Below are 21,833 nucleotides of genomic sequence, written 5' to 3' on the forward strand. Positions count from 1 at the left end.
AAAAAACACCGATAATTATCATTTTAGAAGATTATTACCGATGTTTTCGAACTATTAAAATTAACCTTTATTCTACTTCGACAAAGTCTTTTTCTAAAGCCACAGCTTTTGGAAATAAGATATTGTTTTCCAAATGAATGTGTTTATGTAAATCTGCTTCAAACTCTTTCAACATAGCAAAAGTCACTCTGTAGGTTGTACAAGCGTCTGCTGGCGGATTATAATTATCTGTCAACGCTGCGATTTCTCTAAAACGCTCACCTTCATTATCGTGCTCGTGCATCATCATTGCAATCGGATTTGCAACGGTTCCGAAAGAAGGCTGATGTAAAACTCCATCTGTGTCTTTCGTTTTCACCATTCTTTTTACAAATGGGAATAAAACCAATTCTTCTTTTTTCATGTGTTGAGATAATTCTCCTGCACAACCAATAAACAATTCGTTTATTTTAAACAATTCGGGATGATTTGCTCCATGAACTTTGCATAATTTATCTAAAAACGGAAGCAAAACATTCGTTTTTTCTTCCACATAACGATGATGCGTTTTCTCAATATAATCTGCCAATAAATCTAAAGGCCATGAGTTGAAATCAATACTTCCATTATTTTCTGATTGTACAACTTGCAGTACATTTTCTAATAAAGTATCTGCATCAATATTTTGCTTTTCGCAAACTTCTGTCACTGTACGATTTCCTTTGCAACAAAAATCTATTCTATATTTTGAAAAAACCGCAGCTGTTCTAAAATCCTCAGCCACAAATGATCCTATTGTTTTGTTTTTTAAATTTTCCATGATAATCAATTTATTTTTTTTATGTTTTTATTTTTTGTTTTTTAATGTAAGTTCAAATACAAACCAAGCCATTGTTATAAACCCGATTCCAAAAATAGAATCTCCAATTGCACGAAGCCATTTTAAAGTAATCATTGCTGGCTGTTGCATTAATTCTGATGAACGAGCATACCACATTCCATGACTGATACTTTCAATTGCCTGCCAAACTCCAATTGGAAGAAGGCTTAAAATTGCCATTAAGAACAATCCAATATTTAAAGACCAGAAAGTAATTTTAAGCAGTTTAGTATTCCATTTTACATTTCTATACAAACTTCTCAATACAAATAATACCAATCCAATTCCAAGCATTCCGTACACTCCAAATAAAGCCGTGTGTCCGTGTAAAGGCGTTGTGTTTAATCCTTGTACATAATACAATGCAATTGGCGGATTAATGATAAATCCGAAGATTCCGGCTCCAAGGAAATTCCAAAACGCTACAGAAATCATAAAGTAAATTGGCCATTTGTAATCGGCAATCCATTGTGTCGATTTAGAGATTTTATAGTTTTGATACGCTTCAAACCCGATTAAAGTCAATGGCACAACTTCTAATGCACTGAATGTTGCTCCAAGAGCCATAATTGCTGTTGGCGTTCCAGAGAAATACAAGTGATGGAATGTTCCTAAAATACCTCCAGACATGAAGATAATAGTTGCGAAAAGCACATTTAAAGTGGCTGTTTTCGTTTTTAATAATCCCAAACGAACAAACAAGAACGCAATTACAACTGTTGCAAATACTTCAAAGAATCCTTCAACCCAAAGGTGAACTACCCACCATCTCCAATATTCTGCAATAGCTAAATTGGTTTGTCTTCCCCACATTAATCCTGCTCCGTAAAACATCGCAATTGCAGTACAAGAAACTAAGAACAAAATGATTAGGTTTTTCTCTTCTGTTTTTTTCTTTAAAACTGGAAGTAATGGACGAATCATCAAAGCCAGCCACAAGAACAATCCTACCAAAAGGAAAATCTGCCAGAAACGACCTAAATCAACATATTCGTAACCTTGATGACCGAACCAGAAATTCTGAACCAAATTTAATTTTTGCATTACTCCAAACCATTGTCCAGCCATTGATCCTAAAACAATAATCAAAAGCGCAATAAACAGGAAGTTGATACCAAAACATTGAAATTTAGGATCTTTACCCGAAACTGCTGGAGCAATATACAATCCTGTTGCCAGCCAAGCAGTTGCAATCCAGAAAATAGCCAATTGCGTGTGCCATGTACGTGTTACGGCATAAGGCAGGATTTTATCAATCGGAATTCCGTATAAACCATTTCCTTCCACACCATAATGCGCAGTGATAATTCCGAAAACCATTTGTAGAACCATTAGTAAACTTACAATCCAGAAATATTTGGTTACCAATCCCATCGATTTTGTTTTGCCCTGCTTAATTAAAGGATCTTCTTTTGGAAGTGGAAATTCTTCGTCTTCACCCGATTTTGCATGATAGAAAACTAAGATTCCAACACTTAAAATCAATAAAATAATACTTACTCCAGACCAAGCCAAAAGTTCGGTTGTTGCCGTATTTCCAACCAACTCATCTGACGGCCAGTTGTGTGTATACGAAATATCTCCATCAGGACGATTGGTAACTGTTGCCCAAGTTGCCCAGAAGAAAAAGGCATTCATTTTATGCATTCTTTCAACATCTGTAATAGCGTTTTTCGGAATCGCATATTCTTCTCTCAATTTATCAAATTTAGGATCATTTGTAAAAAGACCTTTATAATATTCGCTTAAGTGTTCAATTGCCACCAAACGATTTTCAGAAATCGTGAGCACTCCGGTCTGAGCATCATATCGATTAGTTCTTAAATCTTTCTGAAGTCGAATTTTTAACGCCGATTGTTTTTCTGCATCCAGTTCTTCATACTTTTTATTGAAGTCTTTTTTAGCATATATATCCAATATAAAAACGGCTTCTCTATGCAACCAATCTGCGGTCCAGTCTGGGGCCACATAGGCGCCGTGTCCCCAGATAGATCCCACTTCCTGGCCACCTATACTTTGCCAGATATTTTGTCCGTCTTTAATTTCACTTTCACTAAAAACAGCTTTACCAGAATCGGTTACAATTTCTTTCGGAACTGGTGGTGCCTGCTGATAAATTTCGTAACCATAATAACCAAGCACGGCAAATGAAATACTCATTACCAATGCAAATACTATCCATAATTTTTTTTCTCTTTTCATTTTTTTGGGGAAACTTATCAATAAAAGATAATTTTATCTTTTATTAGTTTTTAAAAAAACTCCAAACCTAATTACAGCATTTGGAGTTTTTGATTATTTACTCAACAATTAATACACCTTTCATCATGGCTACGTGCCCAGGGAAAGAGCAAATAAATGGATATGATCCTTTTTTATCAATTGTAAACTCGATTGTATCTTCTTCTCCACCACCAATTAATTTAGTGTGTGCAATGATTGAAGCTTTTTCAGATTCTGGAATATAATCAGTTGCTTTTGCATCATTCGCTTTTAAAGCAAAAGCTGCTTGGTCTGTTCCTTCTTGCAAAATCACTAAATTGTGCCCCATTGCTTCTTTCGGAATTTTACCAACATGTTTCAAAGTCAATTTAATTGGTTTTCCAGCAACAGCTTTTAATTCATTTGTATTAAACTGCATTTGGTCATTTCCTTCAATAACTAAGACATTTTCCTCTGTCGGTGCAGCTACTGGAGCTTGTTCGCCTTCAGTAGATGTTTCGGTTGTTTCTGTCGGTTCAGCTGGAGCTGTTTCTTTTTTACCGCAAGAAGTAACTGCTAAAAATCCCATTAGGATTAATACTGAAATTTTGGTTTTTGTATTCATTTTTAAGATATTTAATAATATTTAGTTGTTCACATTTGTCGCTTTGAGAAAGAAATCTCCCGATTTAACATCAGAAGCTAACTGTTCTAAAGTAGTATTAATAAGCATTTCCAACAGCAGTCCTCTTATTTTCTTGAATTCGTGATGAACTGGGCAGGGATGTTCTTCTGAGCATTCCTTCAATCCGATTCCGCAGCCGCTGTATATTTTATTTCCATCGATAGCATCCACAATCTGAATTAATTTTATTCTTTTTGATGCTTCTGGCGAAACTTCGAATCCGCCTCCTACTCCTTTTGTCGAATGTATTATGCCACTTTTGGTTAAAATCTGCATAATCTTGGCTGTAAATGGTTCCGGCGAGTCAATTTCTTTCGCAACATCTTTTATTCCAACCCTAATCCCTTTAGAAGATTTGGTCGCAATAAATATTGAAGCTCTTATTCCGTATTCACACGCTTTTGAAAACATACATCCTTAATTAATTCTAGACAAAGATAGAGAGGTTTTAAATAAAAGACAAATTTATCTTTAATTATTTTTTTCAAAGACCAAATATTATTTATAATGAAACTAATTAATACCCATAAAAACACTTATTCATCATTGATCTCTTATAAAAACCAATTTTAATTTTAACTTTGAGAGTATTAAATTTTAAATATTTAACAAATGCCTTTAAGCAATTCAAAAGATTTAAAACTGGCAGTTCTTATCGATGCAGACAATGTGCCTTACAGCAATGTAAAAGGTATGATGGAAGAAATTGCGAAACTAGGAACTCCAACTACGAAAAGAATTTATGCCGATTGGACAAAACCGAATGCAAATGGATGGAAAGGCGTTTTACTAGAGCATGCCATCACTCCTATTCAGCAATATAGTTATACGGTTGGGAAAAATTCGTCAGATTCTGCTTTGATTATTGATGCAATGGATTTGCTTTATTCTGGAAAATTAGACGGATTCTGTATAGTTTCTAGCGATAGTGATTTTACAAGACTTGCGGTGAGACTTCGCGAATCGGGCATGAAAGTAATTGGTATTGGAGAAAAGAAAACCCCAAACTCATTTATTGTAGCCTGCGACAGATTTATTTATATTGAAGTTTTGGATGGCGCAACTCAAAAGAAAAAGCCAAAAGCTGTAGCCGCAGATACCAAAAAACCTGCTGAAAAACCTGCTGAAAAAGCACTTCATAAAATTGACAAACAAACCATTGAACTTATTGAATCTACTATTGAAGATATTGAAGATGACGATGGTTGGGCATTTCTTGGAGATGTCGGCAATTTGATCGTGAAGAAAAAACCTGAATTTGACCCTCGAAATTATGGTTATTCTAAACTGACTCCAATGCTTAAATCGCTTACTGATATTTTGGAAATCGATGAAAGAGAGTCAGACAAAAAAGGAATCAAGCACGTTTATGTACGTTTAAGATTCAATTAATTATCGTATTTATTACCCATTTAATTTTTTAAAAACATGAGAAAAAAATTCTTTATTTACGGATTCTTATTGTTTCTAATTGTTGCCGCAATTTATTATTACACAGGACGAGGTTATTTACTTGTTATTATTCTTCCGCTTTTGCTAATTGTGGGAGCTTACAACGCCTCTCAGGAAAAACATGCTATTTTAAGAAACTTTCCGGTTCTGGGTTATTTCAGATATTTATTTGAAATGATTGCACCTGAGATTCAGCAATATTTTATTGAAAGATCTACAGACGGAAAACCTTTTTCAAGAAACCAGCGCTCTTTAGTATACCAAAGAGCGAAAAATATCGATTCTAGCACTCCATTTGGAACACAATTAAACTTAAATACAGAAAGTTACGAAGGAATAAAACATTCTATTTTTCCAGCAAAAGTAAACGAAGAATTACCTCGCGTATTAGTTGGCGGAAAAGATTGCAAGCAACCTTATTCGGCTTCTTTATTTAATGTTTCTGCAATGAGTTTTGGTTCATTGAGCGAACATGCCGTTCGTGCTATCAATATTGGAGCAAAAAAAGGAAATTTCTACCAAAATACCGGAGAAGGTGGATTAACTGAATTTCACCTCGCTGGAGGCGGAGATATTACTTGGCAGATTGGAACGGGATATTTTGGGTGCCGTGATGCAGAAGGAAATTTCAGTCCAGAAAACTTCAAAGAAAAAGCCAATCTTCCAAATGTAAAAATGATTGAAATAAAGCTTTCTCAAGGAGCAAAACCGGGTCACGGAGGTGTCCTTCCGGCTAGAAAAAATACAGAGCAAATTGCTAAAATTAGAGGAGTTGTACCACACACTATGATTCTTTCTCCTCCTGGACATCATGCTTTTTCGGATGCCAAAGGATTAATTAATTTTGTACAACAATTGCGCGATTTATCTAATGGAAAACCTATTGGATTCAAATTGTGTATTGGAAATACTGCCGAATTTGAAAATATCTGCCAAGAGATGATCAACGAAGATACTTACCCAGATTTCATTACGGTTGACGGAGCTGAAGGAGGAACTGGCGCAGCTCCGCTTGAGTTTGCAGATGGCGTCGGAATGCCTTTTGAGCCTGCATTGATTTTCGTAAACAAAACTTTGGTTCGTTTAGGAATTCGCGATAAAATGCGCATTATTGGAAGCGGTAAAATCATTTCTGGTTATTCTATTTTGCATGCTATTGCTTTAGGCGCAGATATGTGTAACAGTGCGAGAGGATTTATGTTTTCTTTAGGCTGTATTCAGGCTCTACGTTGTCATAATAACGAATGTCCAACGGGAGTAGCTACGCAAAACAAAATGCTGATGAAAGGTTTGGTCGTTACAGATAAGTCTGAAAGAGTGTACCATTTTCATAAAAATACGCTTCATGCGGCAAATGAGCTTTTGGCAGCTGCAGGAAAAACATCATTTGCAGATGTTGATATCAATATTTTTATGCGCGGCGATGAGTTTACTAACTTATCGGAACTCTATTTCCCAGATAATCTTAAAAATGTTACTCAATTCTCATAAACAAAAAGCCTCTTCAAAACTGAAGAGGCTTTTTGTTTATTTGAAATAGAGCAATCAAACAACCGAAATTCAGTCTGTAGGAATGTCTCATTGGTGTAGAATTAAATTTGAATTGTTATTACGCGTACGTTCCGTAGAAACGTTTGATTAACAATACATATATTCAATATAAAAAAACAGGTCTCCCTACATGACACTAGGCAAAACAATACCATTTTTTTTTTACCGATGAGATATTCCTAGCGGAATATTAAGAATTGTTTATGTCTATAATTTTGCCGTTTCTTTGCCTGCCTTAGCAGTTCCTTCTAAGACCGCTAATTCTTCCTGATCTACTAATTCCTGTGCTAAAATAGCATTGTTATAGGCTAAGAAATAAACATCGAACTTTACTCCTTCTGCGATAAGTGATGGAGAAATTTGATCGTTCTTAATCATTTCTTTCAACAAACTAGGAAAAGATTCTTTGTAGGCTAATTTGTTTGCATCGTTTTCTTCTAAATTGGTTTCAATCCTAATTTCAATTTTATTGTCATCTAGAAAAGCTTTTGCTGTTGTGCTCGTAATTCCGCTTCCTTTTATAGAAGATGAATTGTTATAATTACTTACATGTTCTTGAATTTTCTGCTTGGTATTTTTACAGCTTGCTAAAAACAATGCAAAAGCAACAACAAATGCGATTTGGGTAATTTTTTTCATAATTTTTTGGTTTAATAGTTATTTTTTAACTCAAACATAATTAATTTATAACATAAAACCAATACCGATTTATAAAAAAACAACTGTAATTCTTTGAATTCAAACCGATTATATCCTAAAAAAGAGAATATTTGTAAGAATAAAAACTTTCCTTTTATGCTCAACTTCTAGTCTTAAACATAAAAAAGTCTCTTTAAATAAATTTTAAAGAGACTTTCAATATGTAAGAATTAGAATGAATTGTATTTTCTACAAACGTAATTTATTATTTCAATAAATATTTAAGAGATTCTCCTGTTAACACTTCCTTGCCTAAAACGGTATTATCATTTGCTAGAAAATAAACATCAAATTGAACACCTTCTTCGATTAATTGCCTTGGAATCTGATCTTTTTCAATCATCGATTTTAGCATTCTTGTAAATGCTATAGAAGTAGCAATTTTATTTTTTTCACTCTGTTCCAAATTGGTTTCAAATCGCAATTCAATTTTATCGTCATTAATATAACCTCTTGCCGTCGTAAGCGTTACATTTTCGGCTCTAAAACTTGGAGCAATACTTTTGTTGTACGTAACAACATATTCTTGAAGTTTCTGTTTGGTATTTTTACAGCTCACAAGTGTCAATACCATCATTATTGCAAAGGCAATTTGGCTTATTTTCTTTAGCATAACTTTCTATTTTAATTTTTGAAGTCTTAATAATGCCTCAAGATAGTAATAATCTGCGTAATTTATAGAACAATCTATCTCACTGTTTGCTGGTTTATGTCCTGTTGAATGCAATAAAAATGCAGAATTAACGTCGTGACTCTGATAATGGTCTGAAAGCGAAACAATCATTTTTTTAGCTTTTGCCAAATATTCAGCTTTCAAATTCTTGTCTTTTGTATACGAACTTAATTCTAAAAGTGCCGAGGAAACAATCGCCGCTGCAGAAGCATCTCTTGGTTCGTTTGGAATATTTGGCGCATTAAAATCCCAATACGGAATTAAATCTTCTGTGGTCAATTTATCTAAATAAACACGGGCAAGTTTATGAGCAAAATCTAAAAACTTAACGTCTTTTGTTTCTCTATACGTCATTGTAAAACCGTAAATCGCCCACGCCTGACCACGTGCCCACATACTGTCATCACTATATCCTTGCGCGGTTCTTCCTTTTATCTTTTTTCCCGTTTCGTAATCGTAAATTATGACATGATATGAAGTATTATCTGGTCTAAAATGATTTGCCATTGTAGTTTCGGCATGTTTAACCGCTATATCGTATAAATTTTTACTTCCTCCGTTTTTTGAAGCCCAAAACAAAAGCTCCAGATTCATCATATTATCGATAATAGTATTATGCCCCCCCATTTTGTTATGAGGCCACGATTGTATTGTTCCCACTTTCGGATTAAAAAGTGTTGCCAATGTATCGGCAGTTCTCAAGATAATTTGTTTGTATTCTGGATTTTTAGTCAATCTGTATCCATTCGCGAAACTATTAAAAACCTGAAAACCTAAATCGTGATCTCCTGCTTTACTTGTAGATAATGGCGTTAAAAAACGACTGAATTTATCGGCTTCTTTTTCCCATTTTTTATCTTTAGTAGCTTCATACAAAAACCATAATTCTCCTGGCCAGAACCCGCTAGTCCAATCTTTGTAACCAACAAATTTCCATTCTTTGCTTCCGTTTGGGACTGTTCGCGGAGAAGTTCCATCGTTAGGAATTACTTTTAAAGTTTTTGAAGCTTGCTCTGCGCAATACTCTAACTGTTTTTTAATATTAAACGTTTTGTCTTTTTGAGAATAACTTTGATTTCCTAAAAGAAACAAAGCTGCAATCAGGGTAAGAAATTTTGCCTTCATGTGGTTATTTTGATAGATAATTAATTAACTGATAAATTTATAAAATAAAGTGAAGCTATAGAGGTTTTGGATTTTTTGTTACCCAAAAATGGATTATTGATACACTATTTTTTCATGTTTATTAATGTTTCTACTTTTTCCTCTTTGTCAAAGTTTTAAACTTTGACAAAGAGGAATTACCAATGTTTGCATAAATTTGCTTCAACAAAACAATACTAAACTTGAACAAAACAAGAATCAACTACTCTCTAATCTTCCTAAGCATTATTCTCTTTGGAATACTTTCAAGAAAAATATCTTTTATACCTTTATGGATTGGCGATTTTCTTTATGCGGTAATGATTTACTTTTTAGTTCGAGTCATTTTTCCATCAAAAAAGTTCTTCTTTATTATACTACTTTCTCTTTTTATTTGTTATTGCATTGAATTTTTACAGCTTTATCAAAGCGAATGGATTGTTGATCTTAGGAAAACACTTTTTGGCAGATATGTATTAGGTCAAGGATTTTTATGGTCTGATATTCTCGCTTATACGTTTGGAATTGCAATTGCTTTTATTACTGAAAAATCATTTTTAAAATACTACAATCATGAATCTCGTTTTCGCATCAAACAACAAAAATAAAATTGCAGAAATTCAAAGCATGCTTCCAGAAAGCATTAAAATTTTAAGCTTAGAAGATATTAATTGTCTAGAAGACATTCCAGAAACAGCATATACAATAGAAGGAAATGCTATTTTAAAAGCCGATTATGTAACCGAAAAATATGGTTATGATTGTTTTGCCGATGATACAGGTCTGGAAGTAAATGCTTTAAATGGAGAACCTGGAGTCTATTCTGCTCGATATGCTGGCGAGCAAAAAAATGCCGATGATAACATGGATAAGCTTTTAGAAGCTTTAAAAAATAAAGAAAACCGCAGTGCGCAGTTCAAGACCGTTATAACTTTAAACCTTAATGGAAAACAATATTTGTTTACCGGAATTGCAAAAGGAGAAATTACTTTAACCAAAACAGGCACAAATGGTTTTGGTTATGATCCTATTTTTAAACCCGAAAATTTTACTGAAACCTTTGCAGAACTGCCTTTGGAAACAAAAAATGAAATAGGCCATCGCGGAAAAGCGGTTAAGCAACTCATTGATTTCCTGAGCACCACAAAATAATTGTTTAAAATACAACATTTTAGAAGCTAAATTTTACATTTTACGACGTAATTTTTGGCGTGTTTCCTCATTTTCTGGAAAAATTTATTTTAATAAAACTGTAACTTTTTGATAATCAATTCTTAACAAATACATAATTCTTAAAATTGCATTAGTTTATCTGAATAATTAACAGTAATTTTGCACCCTATTTTAAAACACATATGAATAAATTTGAACAATTAGGATTGAATGAATCGTTACTGAAGGCGATTTTAGATCTAGGATTTGAAAATCCGTCAGAGGTACAGGAAAAGGCGATTCCCCTATTATTGGAAAAAGACACGGATATGGTTGCGTTGGCTCAAACAGGGACAGGGAAAACGGCAGCTTTCGGTTTTCCGCTAATTCAAAAAATTGATGCCGACAACAGAAATACACAAGCATTAGTTTTATCGCCAACACGCGAGTTATGTTTACAGATTACTAACGAACTTAAAAACTACTCTAAATACGAAAAAGGTATTAATGTGGTAGCAGTTTACGGAGGAGCTAGTATAACAGAGCAAGCAAGAGAAATAAAGAGAGGTGCACAAATTATTGTGGCAACTCCAGGAAGAATGCAAGACATGATTAACAGAGGTTTAGTAAACATTAAAAACATAGATTACTGTGTTCTTGATGAGGCTGACGAAATGTTAAACATGGGATTCTATGATGATATCGTATCTATTTTATCAGATACTCCAGACGAAAAAAGCACATGGTTGTTCTCTGCAACTATGCCGCAAGAGGTTGCTAGAATTGCAAAACAATTTATGAGCGAACCAGTTGAGATTACTGTTGGTGCTAAAAACTCAGGTTCATCTACGGTTTCTCACGAATTTTATTTAGTAAATGCTCGTGATCGTTACGAAGCTTTAAAACGTTTAGCTGATGCTAATCCAGACATTTTCTCTGTAGTTTTCTGTCGTACAAAAAGAGACACACAAGCTATTGCTGAGAAGTTAATTGAAGATGGATATAGCGCCGCTGCGTTACACGGAGATTTATCTCAAGCACAACGTGATGGTGTAATGAAATCGTTCCGTGGAAGACAAATTCAGATGCTTGTTGCTACTGACGTTGCTGCACGTGGTATTGATGTTGATAACGTAACACACGTTGTAAACTACCAATTACCTGACGAAATCGAAACTTACAACCACCGTTCTGGTCGTACTGGTAGAGCTGGAAAATTAGGAACTTCTATTGTAATTGTTACAAAAAGCGAGTTACGTAAAATTTCTTCTATCGAAAGAATCATCAAACAAAAATTCGAAGAAAAAACTATTCCTTCTGGAATCGAAATCTGCGAAATTCAGTTATTACACTTAGCAAATAAAATTAAAGATACTGAAGTTGATCACGAAATTGACAACTATTTACCAGCAATCAACAATGTTCTTGAAGATTTATCTAAAGAAGAGTTGATTAAGAAAATGGTTTCAGTAGAATTTAACCGTTTCATCACTTATTACAAGAAAAATAGAGATATCTCTGTAGGTGGCGGCGAAAGACGCGAAAGAGGCGATTCTGAACCAAGAGAATTCAGCAATAACGGAGCTGTTCGTTATTTTGTAAACATTGGTTCTAGAGACAACTTCGACTGGATGTCATTAAAAGATTACTTGAAAGAAACATTAGATTTAGGTCGTGATGATATCTTTAAAGTAGATGTAAAAGAAGGTTTCTCTTTCTTTAACACTGATCCACAGCATACTGACAAAGTAATGGACGTTTTAAACAACGTACAATTAGAAGGTCGTCGTATTAATGTTGAGATTTCTAAAAATGACGGTGGCGGAAGACGTGACCACAACAACCGTGGCGGAAGACGTGATTCTGGAAGAAGAGAAGGAAACTTCGCTCCAAGACGTGAAGGCGGATTCAGAAGCGATAGAGGTTCTTCAAGAGACGGAGGTTCACGCGAAGGCGGATCTCGTGATGGAGGTTTCAGAAGCGACAGAAACTCATCTCCAAGAAGAGAAGGCGGTTTTAGAAGCTCTGCTCCAAGAAACGAAGGCGGTTCAGATAGAGCTCCAAGACGTTCTGAAAACTTCGGAGACAGCTCAAGACCAAGAAGATCAAGAAGAGATTAATAATTCAATTTCTTAAAATACAAAATCCCAAATTCCAATTTTATACGGAATTTGGGATTTTTTCTTATATCCAATAATCTTATCAATGTCTTTGTTAATTTTCTTATAATTAAATTCCAAGACTGCGAGATATTTAATCCCTATTTACTACTTTTAGAGCTTTAAATCAGGATATGAAATATTTCGCAATTTTCTTTTTTACACTTCTCGCTAACATTGGTTTTGCGCAAGATACGCAAGATGCACAGCCAACAGTTCCACAAAGAGTTTCAGGTTACGTTATCAATGACGACAGCAAACAACCGCTTGCTGGAGTAAATATCATTAACACCAACAAAGTGCGTGGTGCAAAATCTGACGAAAAAGGATATTTTGAAATTGATGTACAAGTCAACGATACGCTACATTTTTCTATCCTAGGATTTCAATCTCTAAGAATCAGAGTTACAAATGACTGGATTAAAAATAAAGTAACTAGAATTCAGCTTACCGAAAAAGCAATTGCTTTGGAAGAGGTTGTTATCGCTCCGTTCTCTCTAACAGGATATCTTGAAATTGACTCAAAATTAATTCCAACAAAAGAGAACTATCGTTATAGCATTTCAGGTTTAACGCAAGGTTATGAAGCCGGAGAATATGCTCCAAATGCCTTTGGAAAAGTCCTCGGTTCGATTTTCAATCCCGCCGACATGCTCTATAATTTCTTCGGAAAAAACGGAAAAGAACTCAAGAAGCTGAAGGAAATGAAAAAAGATGATACTGTACGAACACTTTTAGAATCTAAATACGATCGTGAAACCGTTGCTGTATTATTAGGAATCAGCAAGGACGAAATCCCTGAAATTATGCATCGTTGCAACTATTCAGATTCTTTCATCCAAACTGCAAACGACCTCCAGATTATGGATGCAATAAGCGCTTGTTATGAACAATATAAAGTTTTGAAACGAAATTAAAACTCACAACATAAAAAATCAATCCTCATTTTTAAAACTGAGGATTTTTTTTTGTTTTAGATATAACTATTAACTACCAAAACCATAAAAAAAATGTCTACAATACCTTTTCAGACGATTGATTGGAGTCAAATCGAAAAAACAGAACACATAGGAGAAACGGGAACTGCTTATTGGCAGACCATACAATTAGGAGGTCTACGTGTTCGAAAAGTTGTTTACAGTAAAAATTATCTTGCTGATCACTGGTGCCAAAAAGGACACATTGTGCATTGCTTGAAAGGGGATTTCATCAGCGAATTAGATAACGGTAAAAAAATAACATTAACAAAAGGAATGACTTATATTGTTTCTGACGACATGAGTTCTCATCGCTCTATTACAACTAAAGGTGTCGAATTGCTAATAATAGACGGGGACTTTTTAAATTAGTCTAGTCTCAGTTTACAGTCTCAGTTTACAGTTTTACAAAACTGAACACTGAGACTGCGACTGAAAACTATTTATTTAACTGGTATATTTGAAAGAATTTCCAATACGAATTTCCAGTATTTCTGTGCAGAAGAAATACTTGCTCTTTCATCTGGAGAATGCGCTCCATGAATAGTTGGTCCAAAAGAAATCATATCCATATCTGGATAATTTGTCCCTAAAATTCCGCACTCTAAACCTGCATGGCAAGCTACAACTTTTGGCTGTTCACCATTTTGTTTTTCGTATATCTCTTTTAAAACTTCTAAGATTTCAGAATTTACATTAGGCGTCCATCCTGGATATGAACCAGAAAGTTCAACTTCACATCCAACTAATTCAAAAGCAGAACGTAAAGAATTAGCCAAATCAAATTTTGAAGATTCAACAGAAGAACGCGTTAAACATCCTACTAAGATTTCTCCATCTTTAATAACAACTCGAGCAATATTATTTGAAGTTTCAACCAAATCAGCCATATCGGCGCTCATTCTATAAACTCCATTCTGAGCTGCATAAATCGCTCTGACAATACCTTCTTGAACACCTAAATCCATCACTTTTTCTGGCAATTCACCTTTCACTATTTCAATAGTCAAATTAGGTTCAGTTGTTTTATATTCAGCTTTAATATCAGAAATGATTTCCTGCATATCATATACGTAAGCTTCATCAAACATTTGAGAAATGATTACTTTGGCAACGCTTTCTCTAGGAATTGCATTTCTAAGACTTCCTCCATTAATTTCAACAATCTGTAAACCAAAGTTTTCAAACGCATCAAATAATAAACGGTTCATAATCTTATTGGCATTCCCTAAACCTTTATGAATATCCATTCCTGAATGTCCACCGTTCAAGCCTTTTACTGTAATAGTATAACCAACAGAACCTTCTGGAACTTCTTCTTCATGATATGTTCTTGTTGCTGTTACATCAATTCCACCAGCACATCCAATATCAATTTCATCATCTTCTTCAGTATCCAAATTCAATAAAATCTGACCTTGCAAAATTCCACCTTTAAGATTTAGAGCTCCAGTCATTCCAGTTTCTTCATCAATGGTAAATAAGGCTTCGATTGCAGGATGTGGAATATCTTTGCTTTCTAGAATAGCCATAATAGTCGCCACTCCAAGTCCATTATCTGCTCCAAGTGTTGTGCCGCGCGCGCGAACCCAATCACCATCAACATACATATCGATTCCTTGAGTATCAAAATCAAAAACTGTATCTGCATTTTTTTGGTGCACCATATCTAAATGCCCCTGCATTACGATTGCCTTACGATTTTCCATTCCTGGAGTTGCCGGTTTTCTGATGATTACGTTTCTGATTTCATCTTCGAAAGTTTCCAGACCTAAGCTATTTCCAAAGTTCTTCATAAACTCAATTACACGCTCTTCTTTCTTTGATGGGCGGGGAACAGCATTTAAATCTGTAAATTTGTTCCAAAGCGCTTTTGGTTCCAGATTTCTTACTTCTTGACTCATTATATTTTGTTTGATGTTTAACAATTAAGAGCTTCAAAGTTACAAAGTTTAATTGCTTTTTTTGCCACGAATTGCACGAATTAGCACAAATTAAAATGGCTCTAAAATTGAATAAATCGATAATTAGCGAAAATTCGTAGAATTCACAACGAACTTTTTTCAATCATTGGATATTGTATTTATATTTACGCATCTAAAAATTACGCTGTGAAATCAAAATACGTCCTACCTTTATTTCTCTTAGTTCAAATTATTTTTTATAAAATCCTTCCCTACTTTCCAGATTTTGTGGAAGGTTTTTATAGCAAAAACTTATTTGTTAGAATTTCCCATTTTTCAAGAACACTTTTAGGCAAAGTTCCATTTTCTGTTGGCGACATCATTTATACTCTTTTACTAATTTCTATAATTGGCTGGTTTTGGAAAATCAGAAAAACTTGGAGAACAGATTGGAAAGATCACCTTCTAACAATGTTGGGTAAGATTTCTGTTTTTTACTTTTTCTTCCATCTGCTTTGGGCTTTCAATTATTATCGCAAACCTCTTTTTGAAAAAATGGAAATCAAGAGAGAATATACTGATGCTGATCTTTTAAATTTCACTAAAAGATTAATTGCTAAGACAAATGAAGTTCAGTTTCAAATAACAAAAAATGACAGTGCTAAAGTTGTTTTTCCATACTCTCAAAAAGAATCATTTCAGTTGATTTTAAACGGTTATGATAATTTAGCGAAAGAACATCCTTATTTCAAATATGAAACTTTAAGCGTAAAAAAATCATTATTCAGTGTTCCATTGACTTATATGGGCTTTGGAGGTTACTTAAATCCTTTTACAAACGAAGCTCAGATTAATTATTTATTGCCAATGCATAACTTCCCTCTCACCACATCTCACGAAATGGCACATCAGATTGGTTTTGCTAGTGAAAGTGAATGCAATTTTATTGGCCTTTTGGCTTCTGTCAAAAATGACAATTTATACTATCAATATTCAGGATATAGTTTTACTTTAAGCTATTGTTTAGGAATTTGGAAATATAAAAATGAAAAGATATTTAACCAATTAAAGAAAACCGTTCACGTTGGAATTTTAAAAAACTTTCAAGAAAGCGATGATTTCTGGAAAAAATACGACACCTTTATAGACAAAGGTTTTCATTTTCTATGGGATAATTTTTTAAAAACCAATAATCAGAAAGATGGAATGGAAAGCTATAGTAAGTTCATCGATTTGACGATTAATTACTATAAAACAAGAGAACTATAAAGTTTGCCACGAATTACACAAATTAGCACAAATTTTAGAAAACTCAACTTTAATCTATTCAATTTGAGAAGTAATTCGAGAAATTTGAGTAATTCGTGGCAAAAAATAAAACATCAACTGTAACAAAAATGATTTCATAACTACTAATATAAATATGAGCGAAAATCTAGAACAGTCATTTGTTGCGCAGCTGCAGGCAAATCAGAATATAATCCACAAGATTTGTAGATTATATACTGCTGGCGAAGATGCTCATAAAGATCTGTTTCAAGAGATTACTATTCAGCTTTGGAAAGCTTATCCAAAATTTAGAGGTGACAGCAAATTTTCGACTTGGACCTATCGTGTTGCCTTAAACACAGCGATTACCTTATACCGCAAAACCAAAAGAACTATATCGACCGTAGATTATGAAAATCATCAGCATTTTGTAAAAGATGTTGACTACAATTATGAAGAAGAAGAACAGATTAAATTGATGTACAAAGCAGTTTATCAATTGAATGACATCGAAAAGGCATTAGTTTTTATGTATTTAGAAGACAAAGATTATCAAGAAATAGCTGAAACCCTAGGAATCAGTGAAGTGAATGCGCGCGTGAAAATGAACAGAATCAAGGGGAAACTTAAAAAAATACTAAATCCTTAAAAATTATTATGAAAGAACTGGATTTACTAAAAAAAGACTGGCAAAAGAACTCTGATTCTTTTCAACAAATTTCTGAAAACGAAATCTATAAGATGATTCACAGAAAATCATCTTCCATTGTAAAATGGATTTTGATTATCAGTATTTTGGAAATTTCGTTTTGGACTTTTTCAAACATTTTTATCAATACAGATGATGTCTTGCACAAAATGAATCATCCTGAAATTGTAACAGCTTTAGAGTTTCTAACCTATTTCAATTATGTTGTAGTTTTAATTTTTGTCTACATCTTCTATAAAAATTACAAAACAATTTCGACCACAATAGCCACAAAATCTTTAATGAGCGCTATTTTAAAAACACGCAAAACGGTTCAATATTATGTTTGGTATAATTTAGGAATGATCGTAATTACAGCCATTTTAAGCTTCTTTATTGCTTTTGTCTACAATCCAGATATGGAATTTCTGAGAGAAAAATTAGCCATGAACGGAAAAGCTATGTTTGTTACAATCGGTATATTATTCCTAGTAATATTAGGCTTCTTTGGATTGTTCTGGTGTTTTTACAGAATTATTTATGGAACGCTTTTAAGACGATTATACGCCAACTATAAAGAGTTGAAGAAGATAGATTTTTGAAAAAGGTCCTAAGGTTCTGAGATGCTAAGGTTCTAAGTTTTTTTGAACAACTCTGACGCTACAGAACAAATAAATTCTATGTCACCCTGAGCGAAGTCGAAGGGCAGAAAGTTAGGCTTCGACTTCGCTCAGCCAGACAAAGCAAACTTGAAACCTGAAACTTAAAACAAGAAAAAACTATATTAATAATCCCATTGTCTCATTTTGTTAAGCTCTTCTTGTGCTTTTATCTCTTCAGCTGGAATAACTTTTAAAAATGATGGATGTTGTTCGATTGCGTATTCTACTTTTTCTACGATTTGTTCGATAGTATCATTTTCATAATCAATATCAAGAGGTTCTTTGATTATGAAAGATTGCAGAATTCCTTTTTTCTTCATTCGAAGTCCTTTTTTATCAAATGATCTTCTAAAACCATCAATCACAATAGGAATAACAAGCGGTTTGTGCTGTTTGATGATATGTGCAGTTCCTTTACGAACAGGCTTAAACGATTTTGTAGTTCCTTGAGGAAAAGTAATCACCCAACCATCTTCAAGTGCAATCCTGATATTTTCTGTGTCGTTCGGGTTTACATCACGTTTTTCAGTCACGTCAACTCCTTTAGAACGCCATGTTCGTTCTACTGTTATTGCACCAACATAAGCTAAAATTCTAGGCAATAATCCAGCTTGCATCGTTTCTTTGGCTGCCACATAATAAATATTCATTTTTGGCTGCCATAAATAGCCAATATTTTTAATTGTGTCTTGACGTCCTGATAAACTGGCGTTAAAGACATGAAACATCGCTACAACGTCTGCAAAATAAGTCTGGTGATTGGAAATAAATAAAACATTAGTATCTGGAAGCGTTTTAATAATTTCAGATCCTTCAATCTGCAATTCATTAAAACCTCTATATCGCTTATGAGTCATGGCACCTAGAATTCGGATCAACCATTTCTTGATGAATAATATATGCCCAAAAGGATTTCGTTTAAACAATCCCATAACTAATTTATCTTATTTTTTTGTTAGGTCGCAAACATACAAAAATTATTCTTTTAGCAACACTATAAAACAATTTCTCCAATTAAGAGGTATCCAAATGAATATCAAATCATTAAGTAAACTTTATCAAATTTATTTTGTCATCGCTTCTTTTAAGACATCTCGCAATTCACTCAAAATCATTGCCGTGGCTCCCCAAACAACATGATTCTGAATGTTAAAAGCAGGAACTAAAATATTTGCCCCATAAGAAGTTGATAATCTGGCTTCGATAACAATATCATCATTTAAAAAAACAGATAAGGGCAGTTCGATAATTCCAGCAACTTCTCTTATATCAGGATAAAAAGAAAGTTCCTCTGTTGCAATTCCTAAAAATGGATGTACCAAAAAATTACTTGGCGGAATATACATCGGAGAGAAATGTTTAATAATATCTATTTTATCGCTTGTAATTCCGACTTCTTCATGTGTCTCTCTAAGCGCTGTGGCTTCAAAATTTAAATCTTCTTTTTCATATTTCCCTCCCGGAAATGCAATCTGAGCCGAATGAACGCCATCATAAGCATTTCTAACAATCAAAACCAGATGTGTTTTTTCCTGTTTAGGATAAAACAGCATCATTACTCCCGCCATTCTAGCGTTTAATGCATTTATATCAAGATTTTTTAATCCCTCTATACGCTCTTTTGGAGCCATTTTTAAATGTGAGGTTACTGCTGGCAGCTCTACAGGAATTATATTGGGAACATATTTCAAAAAGTCTTGAAAATTCATAATCAAAGCTTATTTTTGTACTTTCAAATAAAACATAAATATACTCCAGAAAACGCAGTGCCACAAGTTTTCTATTATTAAAGCCTAAAAAAATGTACAGCAAAGAAGAATCGCAAAGAATAAAAAGAGAATTTTGGGTAGCATTTGCCGAGAAATATCCTCGCAAATGGGTACTTTATGACACAAAGATCAAAGACTTTTCTTTTAAGTTTTATGTTGACAATAAAAAGGCTCAGGTTTTAATTGATATCGAACAGCGAAGCGATGAAAAACGCATTGCTTATTTTGAAAAACTAGAAGCTTTAAAAAATATTCTAGAAGAAGAATTTATTAAAGATTTAGTTTTCGAAAAAAATTATACTCTAGAAAGTGGTAAAACCATCAGTAGAATCTGGGTTGAAAAGCTCGGTGTTGGTTTCAGCAATAAAAATACTTGGGATACTATTTTTGATTTTTTCAACGAAAATATGCACGCTCTGGAAATGTTCTATTTAGAATATGACGAATTTATTAAGGATGTGGAAAATTGAGATTCTAAGATACTAAGGTACTGAGTTACTAAGCTCTGACTTTATATAGCAGACCCGACAGGTTTTAAAAACCTGTCGGGATTATTATTTTATCTAAATCCTAAAAAAACTTAGCATCTTAGAAGCTTAGCACCTTAACTAAACAGTAATAATATTATACACAATTATATGATCGTCATAATTAATATAAAGCTGTTTTCTGTAGTCTTGTTTTTTACGGGTAATAATTGACAATTTGCATTCTTTTCCGTCATTATCTTTGCAAATAAAAGAATAGGTAATATCAGTATCATTTTCTTCTCTTTCAATGTAATCTAAAATACTGTAAAGCTGTATTTCTTGAGAATAAACTACAATTCTATGCTTATTGGTATCTAAAACTACCGAAAGATTTACCAAATCTAGATTTGACCACTCACCCCACTTTCCTCTTTCGTTTTTTTCTAGAACGCTAAATCCTGAGGTTTTAAAATGATAAGACTGACTCTGAATCTGTTGCAATCCAAAAATAAAAAACAATAACAATATATAGGGGCGTAGAGAATTCATAAAATTTTTCGTGTAGTCAATTAAAACTCAAATGTACTCTTTTCTTTGGATGCGGTTTCAAATTCGGCTATCATTTGTTGAACAATTTCTTCAACTGGCAAAATTTTGTGAATCAGACCTGCTACCTGTCCAATTTCTAATTCTCCCTCTTCCAAATCTCCTTCAAACATTCCTCTTTTGGCTCTTGCTCTTCCTAAAAGCTGAACCAATTCTTCTTTAGAAGGGCATTTTTGATACAGATCCTGGACGTCCTGATAAAATTTATTCTTTATCAATCGAACAGGCGCTAATTCTTTCAAAGTCAACTGCGTACCTCCTTCTATAGTACTAACTATTGTTTCTTTAAAATTATTGTGTGAAGAAGATTCTATAGATGCCGCAAAACGGCTTCCAACCTGAACACCATCAGCTCCCAAAACCATTGCAGCCAACATTCCTCTTCCTGTAGCGATTCCTCCTGCTGCGATTAATGGAATTTGTATTTTTTCCTTTACCATAGGAATCAAAGTCAAAGTAGTGGTTTCTTCACGCCCGTTGTGCCCGCCTGCCTCAAATCCTTCAGCCACAACTGCATCTACGCCTGCATCTTGTGCTTTCAAAGCAAAAATACTGCTGCTAACCACATGAACAACTGTAATCCCTTTTTCTTTCAAAAATGAAGTCCAAGTTTTTGGATTTCCAGCGGAAGTAAAGACAATTTTTACGCCTTCTTCGACTACAATATTCATAATTTCTTCAATATTGGGGTATAACATCGGAATGTTAACTCCAAAAGGCTTGTCGGTTGCTTTTTTGCATTTCTGAATGTGTTCTCGTAAAACTTCTGGATACATAGAACCTGCACCAATAAGCCCTAAACCTCCCGCATTGCTGACTGCCGAAGCTAATTTGTAACCGCTGTTCCAGATCATTCCGCCTTGAATGATTGGGTATTTTATATTAAAAAGCTGAGTGATCTTATTCATTAAAA

General features: G+C 33.9%; 23 protein-coding genes. 11 read left to right on the plus strand and 12 right to left on the minus strand.

Annotated features, from left to right (window positions below; genetic code table 11):
* Positions 1-67: 67 nt before the first annotated feature.
* From ric to RB618_RS09385, 4 genes are all read right to left on the minus strand, one after another.
* The gene (ric, locus tag RB618_RS09370; protein WP_308068505.1) at positions 68-799 is read right to left on the minus strand and encodes an iron-sulfur cluster repair di-iron protein; all 732 of its coding nucleotides are present in this window, start codon (positions 797-799) and stop codon (positions 68-70) included.
* Positions 800-826: 27 nt separating this feature from the next.
* Positions 827-3,061: a nitric-oxide reductase large subunit gene (locus RB618_RS09375; protein WP_308068506.1), complete on the minus strand. Its 2,235-nt coding sequence runs from the start codon at positions 3,059-3,061 to the stop codon at positions 827-829.
* Between the two features lie 97 nt (positions 3,062-3,158).
* Positions 3,159-3,686 carry an azurin gene (azu, locus tag RB618_RS09380; protein WP_308068507.1) on the minus strand — a complete coding sequence of 176 codons (528 nt, stop codon included), beginning with the start codon at positions 3,684-3,686 and terminating at the stop codon, positions 3,159-3,161.
* 21 nt (positions 3,687-3,707) lie between these two features.
* Positions 3,708-4,157: an Rrf2 family transcriptional regulator gene (locus RB618_RS09385; RefSeq protein ID WP_308068508.1), complete on the minus strand. Its 450-nt coding sequence runs from the start codon at positions 4,155-4,157 to the stop codon at positions 3,708-3,710.
* 201 nt (positions 4,158-4,358) lie between these two features.
* On the opposite strand from RB618_RS09385, the gene RB618_RS09390 reads away from it, so the two are divergent.
* Together RB618_RS09390 and RB618_RS09395 are read left to right on the plus strand one after the other, a co-directional pair.
* Complete coding sequence (locus RB618_RS09390; RefSeq protein WP_308068509.1) at positions 4,359-5,138, plus strand: NYN domain-containing protein; 780 nt, start codon at positions 4,359-4,361, stop codon at positions 5,136-5,138.
* 36 nt (positions 5,139-5,174) lie between these two features.
* Positions 5,175-6,689 carry an FMN-binding glutamate synthase family protein gene (locus tag RB618_RS09395; RefSeq protein WP_308068510.1) on the plus strand — a complete coding sequence of 505 codons (1,515 nt, stop codon included), beginning with the start codon at positions 5,175-5,177 and terminating at the stop codon, positions 6,687-6,689.
* A 267-nt stretch (positions 6,690-6,956) separates the two neighbouring features.
* Here the strand turns inward: RB618_RS09395 and RB618_RS09400 are convergent, their stop codons facing one another.
* From RB618_RS09400 to RB618_RS09410, 3 genes are all read right to left on the minus strand, one after another.
* Entirely contained in the window at positions 6,957-7,388 is a 432-nt protein-coding gene (locus RB618_RS09400) for a hypothetical protein (RefSeq protein WP_308068511.1), read from the minus strand.
* Positions 7,389-7,653: 265 nt separating this feature from the next.
* Positions 7,654-8,061 (minus strand): hypothetical protein, encoded by a 408-nt coding sequence (locus RB618_RS09405; protein ID WP_308068512.1) that lies wholly within the window; start codon positions 8,059-8,061, stop codon positions 7,654-7,656.
* 6 nt (positions 8,062-8,067) lie between these two features.
* A complete protein-coding gene (locus RB618_RS09410; RefSeq protein ID WP_308068513.1) occupies positions 8,068-9,246 on the minus strand; it encodes a glycoside hydrolase family 88 protein in 1,179 nt (392 codons plus the stop codon).
* Between the two features lie 221 nt (positions 9,247-9,467).
* Between RB618_RS09410 and RB618_RS09415 the strand changes: the two genes are divergently transcribed.
* The 5 genes from RB618_RS09415 (at position 9,468) to RB618_RS09435 (ending at position 13,924) form a co-directional block, all read left to right on the plus strand.
* On the plus strand, positions 9,468-9,872 hold the full coding sequence (locus RB618_RS09415) for a DUF2809 domain-containing protein (RefSeq protein WP_308068514.1): 405 nt from the start codon (positions 9,468-9,470) through the stop codon (positions 9,870-9,872).
* Positions 9,838-10,416 carry a non-canonical purine NTP diphosphatase gene (locus tag RB618_RS09420; RefSeq protein WP_308068515.1) on the plus strand — a complete coding sequence of 193 codons (579 nt, stop codon included), beginning with the start codon at positions 9,838-9,840 and terminating at the stop codon, positions 10,414-10,416. Before RB618_RS09415 ends, RB618_RS09420 begins: the two co-directional genes overlap by 35 nt.
* Positions 10,417-10,619: 203 nt before the next feature.
* A complete protein-coding gene (locus RB618_RS09425; RefSeq protein WP_308068516.1) occupies positions 10,620-12,536 on the plus strand; it encodes a DEAD/DEAH box helicase in 1,917 nt (638 codons plus the stop codon).
* A gap of 173 nt (positions 12,537-12,709) precedes the next feature.
* Positions 12,710-13,492, plus strand: coding sequence for a carboxypeptidase-like regulatory domain-containing protein (locus RB618_RS09430; RefSeq protein ID WP_111378645.1), 783 nt, complete (start codon positions 12,710-12,712; stop codon positions 13,490-13,492).
* A 93-nt stretch (positions 13,493-13,585) separates the two neighbouring features.
* Positions 13,586-13,924 carry a DHCW motif cupin fold protein gene (locus tag RB618_RS09435; RefSeq protein WP_308068517.1) on the plus strand — a complete coding sequence of 113 codons (339 nt, stop codon included), beginning with the start codon at positions 13,586-13,588 and terminating at the stop codon, positions 13,922-13,924.
* 71 nt (positions 13,925-13,995) lie between these two features.
* Here RB618_RS09435 and RB618_RS09440 read toward each other — a convergent pair whose 3' ends face one another.
* On the minus strand, positions 13,996-15,456 hold the full coding sequence (locus tag RB618_RS09440; RefSeq protein ID WP_308068518.1) for an aminoacyl-histidine dipeptidase: 1,461 nt from the start codon (positions 15,454-15,456) through the stop codon (positions 13,996-13,998).
* A 207-nt stretch (positions 15,457-15,663) separates the two neighbouring features.
* On the opposite strand from RB618_RS09440, the gene RB618_RS09445 reads away from it, so the two are divergent.
* From RB618_RS09445 to RB618_RS09455, 3 genes are all read left to right on the plus strand, one after another.
* Positions 15,664-16,725, plus strand: coding sequence for a DUF3810 domain-containing protein (locus RB618_RS09445; RefSeq protein ID WP_308068519.1), 1,062 nt, complete (start codon positions 15,664-15,666; stop codon positions 16,723-16,725).
* 154 nt (positions 16,726-16,879) lie between these two features.
* Positions 16,880-17,374 carry an RNA polymerase sigma factor gene (locus RB618_RS09450; RefSeq protein ID WP_008462500.1) on the plus strand — a complete coding sequence of 165 codons (495 nt, stop codon included), beginning with the start codon at positions 16,880-16,882 and terminating at the stop codon, positions 17,372-17,374.
* A gap of 8 nt (positions 17,375-17,382) precedes the next feature.
* The gene (locus RB618_RS09455) at positions 17,383-18,015 is read left to right on the plus strand and encodes a hypothetical protein (protein WP_274255991.1); all 633 of its coding nucleotides are present in this window, start codon (positions 17,383-17,385) and stop codon (positions 18,013-18,015) included.
* A 182-nt stretch (positions 18,016-18,197) separates the two neighbouring features.
* Here the strand turns inward: RB618_RS09455 and RB618_RS09460 are convergent, their stop codons facing one another.
* Both RB618_RS09460 and RB618_RS09465 read right to left on the minus strand, forming a co-directional pair.
* A complete protein-coding gene (locus RB618_RS09460; RefSeq protein ID WP_308068520.1) occupies positions 18,198-19,007 on the minus strand; it encodes a lysophospholipid acyltransferase family protein in 810 nt (269 codons plus the stop codon).
* A 132-nt stretch (positions 19,008-19,139) separates the two neighbouring features.
* The gene (locus RB618_RS09465; RefSeq protein WP_308068521.1) at positions 19,140-19,784 is read right to left on the minus strand and encodes a CoA pyrophosphatase; all 645 of its coding nucleotides are present in this window, start codon (positions 19,782-19,784) and stop codon (positions 19,140-19,142) included.
* A 92-nt stretch (positions 19,785-19,876) separates the two neighbouring features.
* On the opposite strand from RB618_RS09465, the gene RB618_RS09470 reads away from it, so the two are divergent.
* Complete coding sequence (locus tag RB618_RS09470) at positions 19,877-20,314, plus strand: DUF4268 domain-containing protein (protein WP_111378652.1); 438 nt, start codon at positions 19,877-19,879, stop codon at positions 20,312-20,314.
* Between the two features lie 138 nt (positions 20,315-20,452).
* On the opposite strand, the gene RB618_RS09475 is transcribed toward RB618_RS09470, so the two are convergent.
* Positions 20,453-20,863 (minus strand): hypothetical protein, encoded by a 411-nt coding sequence (locus RB618_RS09475; protein WP_308068522.1) that lies wholly within the window; start codon positions 20,861-20,863, stop codon positions 20,453-20,455.
* Between the two features lie 20 nt (positions 20,864-20,883).
* Positions 20,884-21,828 carry a nitronate monooxygenase gene (locus tag RB618_RS09480; protein ID WP_308068523.1) on the minus strand — a complete coding sequence of 315 codons (945 nt, stop codon included), beginning with the start codon at positions 21,826-21,828 and terminating at the stop codon, positions 20,884-20,886.
* Positions 21,829-21,833: the final 5 nt, after the last annotated feature.

The organism is Flavobacterium sp. LHD-85 (assembly GCF_030929595.1).
Classification (GTDB): Bacteria; Bacteroidota; Bacteroidia; order Flavobacteriales; family Flavobacteriaceae; genus Flavobacterium.

Bases quoted from the DNA above. Each gene is read 5' to 3' on its own strand.
- ric (WP_308068505.1), bottom strand. From the start codon at position 799: ATGGAAAATTTAAAAAACAAAACAATAGGATCATTTGTGGCTGAGGAT.
- RB618_RS09375 (WP_308068506.1), bottom strand. From the start codon at position 3,061: ATGAAAAGAGAAAAAAAATTATGGATAGTATTTGCATTGGTAATGAGT.
- azu (WP_308068507.1), bottom strand. From the start codon at position 3,686: ATGAATACAAAAACCAAAATTTCAGTATTAATCCTAATGGGATTTTTA.
- RB618_RS09385 (WP_308068508.1), bottom strand. From the start codon at position 4,157: ATGTTTTCAAAAGCGTGTGAATACGGAATAAGAGCTTCAATATTTATT.
- RB618_RS09390 (WP_308068509.1), top strand. From the start codon at position 4,359: ATGCCTTTAAGCAATTCAAAAGATTTAAAACTGGCAGTTCTTATCGAT.
- RB618_RS09395 (WP_308068510.1), top strand. From the start codon at position 5,175: ATGAGAAAAAAATTCTTTATTTACGGATTCTTATTGTTTCTAATTGTT.
- RB618_RS09400 (WP_308068511.1), bottom strand. From the start codon at position 7,388: ATGAAAAAAATTACCCAAATCGCATTTGTTGTTGCTTTTGCATTGTTT.
- RB618_RS09405 (WP_308068512.1), bottom strand. From the start codon at position 8,061: ATGCTAAAGAAAATAAGCCAAATTGCCTTTGCAATAATGATGGTATTG.
- RB618_RS09410 (WP_308068513.1), bottom strand. From the start codon at position 9,246: ATGAAGGCAAAATTTCTTACCCTGATTGCAGCTTTGTTTCTTTTAGGA.
- RB618_RS09420 (WP_308068515.1), top strand. From the start codon at position 9,838: ATGAATCTCGTTTTCGCATCAAACAACAAAAATAAAATTGCAGAAATT.
- RB618_RS09425 (WP_308068516.1), top strand. From the start codon at position 10,620: ATGAATAAATTTGAACAATTAGGATTGAATGAATCGTTACTGAAGGCG.
- RB618_RS09430 (WP_111378645.1), top strand. From the start codon at position 12,710: ATGAAATATTTCGCAATTTTCTTTTTTACACTTCTCGCTAACATTGGT.
- RB618_RS09435 (WP_308068517.1), top strand. From the start codon at position 13,586: ATGTCTACAATACCTTTTCAGACGATTGATTGGAGTCAAATCGAAAAA.
- RB618_RS09440 (WP_308068518.1), bottom strand. From the start codon at position 15,456: ATGAGTCAAGAAGTAAGAAATCTGGAACCAAAAGCGCTTTGGAACAAA.
- RB618_RS09450 (WP_008462500.1), top strand. From the start codon at position 16,880: ATGAGCGAAAATCTAGAACAGTCATTTGTTGCGCAGCTGCAGGCAAAT.
- RB618_RS09455 (WP_274255991.1), top strand. From the start codon at position 17,383: ATGAAAGAACTGGATTTACTAAAAAAAGACTGGCAAAAGAACTCTGAT.
- RB618_RS09460 (WP_308068520.1), bottom strand. From the start codon at position 19,007: ATGGGATTGTTTAAACGAAATCCTTTTGGGCATATATTATTCATCAAG.
- RB618_RS09465 (WP_308068521.1), bottom strand. From the start codon at position 19,784: ATGAATTTTCAAGACTTTTTGAAATATGTTCCCAATATAATTCCTGTA.
- RB618_RS09470 (WP_111378652.1), top strand. From the start codon at position 19,877: ATGTACAGCAAAGAAGAATCGCAAAGAATAAAAAGAGAATTTTGGGTA.
- RB618_RS09475 (WP_308068522.1), bottom strand. From the start codon at position 20,863: ATGAATTCTCTACGCCCCTATATATTGTTATTGTTTTTTATTTTTGGA.
- RB618_RS09480 (WP_308068523.1), bottom strand. From the start codon at position 21,828: ATGAATAAGATCACTCAGCTTTTTAATATAAAATACCCAATCATTCAA.